We start from the raw sequence: 4,178 nt of genomic DNA on the forward strand, positions 1-4,178 counted from the left end.
CGCGACACAAGGCCGCTCCTACAGGGACGGAAACAGTTTAGAACGGCGCGTGGGAAACCAGCTGCCCACTGATAAAGCCCCAGGCCACCAGCGCGATGGTCAGGGTGGCGAGAACGACGCGCACGGTAAGGGCCTTGAGCAGGCGGGTCGACTGGTCGTCGTCCTTGACCAGAAATACCAGGCCACTGAACAGGCTGGCGATGGTGGCCAGCAGCATCAGGACTATCGCGGCCTTGAGCATGGCGAAACTCCGGGGGGATGCGGTGATGGCAACAAGTATAGCGCTCGACCTGGCGAGGCCGCGGTGAAGCCGTTTCGCCCAGGCCTGGTACCGACCCTGGTGGTGCTCGCGCTGCTGCCGGGGCTGATCGCGCTCGGTTGCTGGCAGCTGCGCCGGGCCGACGAGAAGCGCGACCTGCTCGCCGCCTACAGCGAACGCCAGATCGAGACCCCGGTGGCCGCTGCCGCGCTGGCGCAGTTGCCGGATCCGGCGTTCTATCCCGTGCATCTGCAGGGCCGCTTCGACGCCGAGCACAGCCTGCTGCTGGACAACCAGATGCGTGACGGCAGGCCCGGTGTCGAGCTGCTGCAACCGTTCCGCGACCAGGCCAGCGGGCAATGGCTGCTGGTCAACCGCGGCTGGTTGCCCTGGCCCGATCGCCGCGTGCCGGTGCGCTTCGACACCCCCGAGCAATCGCTCGTGCTGCAAGCGTCGGTCTATGTCGCGCCCGGCAAGACGTTCCAGCTGCACCCGGACGCCAGCGAGGGCCCGTGGCCACGCCTGCTGACGGCTATCGACCCACCGGCGTTGTGGCAGCAGCTGGGCCGCGAAGGTTTCGCCCACGAGCTGCGCCTGCAGCCTGGCCCGGCGACCTACCGCCTGGACTGGCCGGTGGTCGCCATGGGCCCGGAGAAACACCTGGGCTACGCCGTGCAGTGGTTCGCCCTGGCCACCGCGCTGGTGCTGCTCTACCTGTATTTCGGCTGGCATCACAACGACAAGGAGAACCGCCATGGCCGCCGCCACGAGTCCGCTGCACGCACCTGAAGGCCGCAAGGCACGCGGGCGATTGCAGTTGTTGCTGATCCTGTTCGTCGTGCTCGGGCCGATGATCCTCGCCACCAGCATGTACAAGCTCAAGTTCTGGGTGCCGGAGGGCCGCAGCTATCACGGCCTGATGATCGGCAACGGCGAGGGCCGCGCCGACATCGGCATCGACGCCCAGGACCAACGCTGGCAGCTGCTGGTCAGCGCCCCCGAAGCCTGCGCCGAGGACTGCCGGCAGTTGGTGTACCTGGCCCGGCAGATCCAGATCGGCCTGGGCCGTGACGCCAGCCGTGCCAGCCATGCCCTGGCCTTGGCCCAGCCGCTGGCGGCGGACTACCAGGCGCAGCTGGCGCGCGAGTATCCCCAGTTGCAGCGCTACCCGCTGGACGTCCAGCGCTACTTGCAGAAGGTCGGTGAATCTGGCCCGCGGCTATGGATCGTCGACCCCCACGGCAACCTGGTGCTGCGCTATGACGGCAAGGTCAACGGCAAGCATGTGCTGGACGATCTGCGTCACCTGCTCAAGCTGTCCAACATCGGCTAGGAGGCCGCCATGGCCAGACCCGGATTCCGCCTCGCTGTATTCGCCACCCTGCTGGCGCTGCTGGTCGTGCTGCTCGGCGCCTATACCCGGCTGACCCACGCTGGCCTCGGCTGCCCCGACTGGCCGGGCTGCTACGGCTTCATCAGCGTGCCCAAGACCGACGCCCAGCTGGCCCACGCCGAGCTGCACTTCCCCGAGCACCCGGTGGAGGCGGCCAAGGGCTGGGCCGAAATGGTCCACCGCTACTTTGCCGGCACCCTGGCGCTGGTGATCGCCCTGCTCGCCTTCCAGGCCGTGCGTCGGCATGCCCGTGACGGTCAGCCCTATCGGCTGCCGGTGCTGTTGCTTGGCGTGGTGCTGGCCCAGGCGGCGTTCGGCATGTGGACGGTGACCCTGAAGCTGTGGCCGCAGGTGGTCACCGCGCACCTGCTCGGTGGGTTCACCACGCTGAGCCTGCTGTTCCTGCTGTCGCTGCGTCTGTCCCGGGCCTTTGCGCCATTGCCGAAACTGCCGCTGAGCCTGCGCCGCATCGCCGCGCTGGCGTTGCTGGTGGTGATCGGCCAGATCGCCCTGGGCGGCTGGGTCAGCGCCAACTACGCGGCGGTGGCCTGCATCGACCTGCCCACCTGCCACGGCCAGTGGTGGCCGGCGGCGGACTTCAGCAATGGTTTCCACCTGACCCAGCATGTCGGCCCCAACTACCTGGGCGGGCAGCTGGACAGCGACGCGCGCACGGCGATCCATATCAGTCATCGGCTCGGTGCGCTGATGGTGCTGGCGGTGCTGCTGATGCTCAGCTGGAAGCTGCACCGCAACGGCCTCACCGGCCTGGCGCGCCTGGTGCTGCTGGCGCTGGCGCTGCAATTGAGCCTGGGCATCAGCAACGTGCTGTTCCACCTGCCCCTGGGCGTGGCCGTCGCGCACAACGCCGGTGGCGCCTTGCTGCTGCTGACCATGGTGCTGGTGAACTACCGCATCCGCGTGGTCGACAAGGTTCGCGTCGGCCATGGCTGGCGCCTGACGCCGGTGACCGGCGTGGGCCTCTCCCATCACATGAGGAACGATTCGTGGCGACGCTTCTGAGCACGGAACGCCTGCGCGCCGGCTGGCGCGACTACATGGAACTGACCAAGCCGAAGGTGGTGGTGCTGATGCTGATCACCTCGCTGGTGGGCATGTTCCTCGCCACGCGCGCCGGTGTGGCCTGGAGCGTGCTGCTGTTCGGCAACCTCGGGATTGCCTTGTGCGCGGGCGCCGCGGCGGTGGTCAACCATGTGCTGGACCGACGGATCGATGCGCTCATGGCCCGTACCCACAAGCGGCCGTTGGCCCAGGGCCGGGTGGCGCCGCTACCGGCCCTGCTGTTCGCCCTGCTGCTGGCCGTGGCCGGGATGACAGTGCTGCTGGTGTTCACCAACTCCCTCACCGCCTGGCTCACGCTGGCCTCGTTGCTGGGCTATGCGGTGCTCTACACCGGCTTTCTCAAGCGAGCCACGCCGCAGAACATCGTGATCGGCGGCCTGGCCGGCGCCGCGCCGCCGTTGCTGGGCTGGGTGGCGGTCAGCGGCCATGTCAGTGCCGAGCCGCTGCTGCTGGTGCTGATCATCTTCGCCTGGACGCCGCCGCACTTCTGGGCCCTGGCGATTCACCGGAAGGAGGAGTACGCAAAAGCTGATATTCCCATGCTGCCGGTGACCCACGGCGAGCGCTACACGGCCCTGCACATCCTGCTCTACACCTTGATCCTGTTGGCCGTGAGCCTGCTGCCCTATGCCATTCACATGAGCGGCCCGCTGTACCTGGCCTGCGCCCTGGGCCTCGGCCTGCGCTTCCTGCACTGGGCCTGGGTGTTGTACCGTGGCACCCGGCCGCACGCGGCGATCAAGACGTTCAAGTACTCTATCGGCTACCTGTTCGCCTTGTTCATCGCGCTGCTCGTTGATCACTACCTGTTGCTGAACCTATGACCCGAACCCAGAAAACCGTCTTCATCCTCGTTGCCCTGGTCGCGCTGATCATGGGCCTGACCGTCAACAAGGTGCTCAGCGACCGTGGTCAGCTGAACCCCACCGAACTGATCGACGCCGGCATCATCCTGCTGCCGCAGAGCCGCACCGTGCCGGACGTGAGCATGACCGACCAGAACGGCCAGCCGCTGGTGCTGGACCAGCTCAAGGGCAAGTGGTCGCTGCTGTTCTTCGGCTACACCTACTGCCCGGACATCTGCCCGACGACCCTGGCCCAACTGCGCCAGGTCAAGAGCGAGCTGCCCAAGGAGGCCATCGAGCGACTGCAGGTGGTGCTGGTGAGCGTCGACCCGAACCGCGACACGCCGAACCAGCTGAAGCAGTACCTGGGCTATTTCGACAAGGATTTCGTCGGGGTGGCGGGGTCGATCGCCGATACCCAGAAGCTGGCCAATGCCTTGAGCATCCCGTTCATTCCAGCGGATACCAGCAAGCCGGGATACACCGTGGACCACAGCGGCAACCTGGCCATTGTCGGCCCGGATGGGCGCCAGCGTGGGTTCATCCGTGCGCCGTTCAACAACCAGAAGCTGGTGGCGCAATTGCCGGGACTGGTCAA

The 4,178-nt window shown here is 67.1% G+C and carries 6 protein-coding genes; 5 read left to right on the forward strand and 1 reads right to left on the reverse strand.

The window, feature by feature from the left end; genetic code table 11:
* Nucleotides 1–37: 37 nt before the first annotated feature.
* On the reverse strand, nt 38–241 hold the full coding sequence (locus N5D48_RS25845) for a twin transmembrane helix small protein (protein WP_279888955.1): 204 nt from the start codon (nt 239–241) through the stop codon (nt 38–40).
* Between the two features lie 63 nt (nt 242–304).
* Between N5D48_RS25845 and N5D48_RS25850 the strand changes: the two genes are divergently transcribed.
* The 5 genes from N5D48_RS25850 to N5D48_RS25870 all read left to right on the forward strand — a co-directional run.
* On the forward strand, nt 305–1,048 hold the full coding sequence (locus N5D48_RS25850) for an SURF1 family protein (protein WP_279888956.1): 744 nt from the start codon (nt 305–307) through the stop codon (nt 1,046–1,048).
* Nucleotides 1,014–1,592 (forward strand): hypothetical protein, encoded by a 579-nt coding sequence (locus N5D48_RS25855; RefSeq protein ID WP_279888957.1) that lies wholly within the window; start codon nt 1,014–1,016, stop codon nt 1,590–1,592. The genes N5D48_RS25850 and N5D48_RS25855 overlap by 35 nt, the downstream gene beginning before the upstream one ends.
* A gap of 9 nt (nt 1,593–1,601) precedes the next feature.
* Nucleotides 1,602–2,675 carry a COX15/CtaA family protein gene (locus tag N5D48_RS25860; RefSeq protein ID WP_279888958.1) on the forward strand — a complete coding sequence of 358 codons (1,074 nt, stop codon included), beginning with the start codon at nt 1,602–1,604 and terminating at the stop codon, nt 2,673–2,675.
* Nucleotides 2,660–3,559 (forward strand): heme o synthase, encoded by a 900-nt coding sequence (gene cyoE / locus N5D48_RS25865; RefSeq protein WP_279888959.1) that lies wholly within the window; start codon nt 2,660–2,662, stop codon nt 3,557–3,559. The genes N5D48_RS25860 and cyoE overlap by 16 nt, the downstream gene beginning before the upstream one ends.
* On the forward strand, nt 3,556–4,178 hold a 623-nt coding region (locus N5D48_RS25870), incomplete at its 3' end, for an SCO family protein (protein WP_279888960.1). The genes cyoE and N5D48_RS25870, both read left to right, overlap by 4 nt.

Source organism: Pseudomonas sp. GD03858, from assembly GCF_029840925.1.
Lineage (GTDB): Bacteria > Pseudomonadota > Gammaproteobacteria > Pseudomonadales > Pseudomonadaceae > Aquipseudomonas.

Coding starts and splice junctions, on each gene's coding strand:
- N5D48_RS25860 (WP_279888958.1), top strand. CDS start 1,602: ATGGCCAGACCCGGATTCCGCCTCGCTGTATTCGCCACCCTGCTGGCG.
- N5D48_RS25845 (WP_279888955.1), bottom strand. CDS start 241: ATGCTCAAGGCCGCGATAGTCCTGATGCTGCTGGCCACCATCGCCAGC.
- N5D48_RS25855 (WP_279888957.1), top strand. CDS start 1,014: ATGGCCGCCGCCACGAGTCCGCTGCACGCACCTGAAGGCCGCAAGGCA.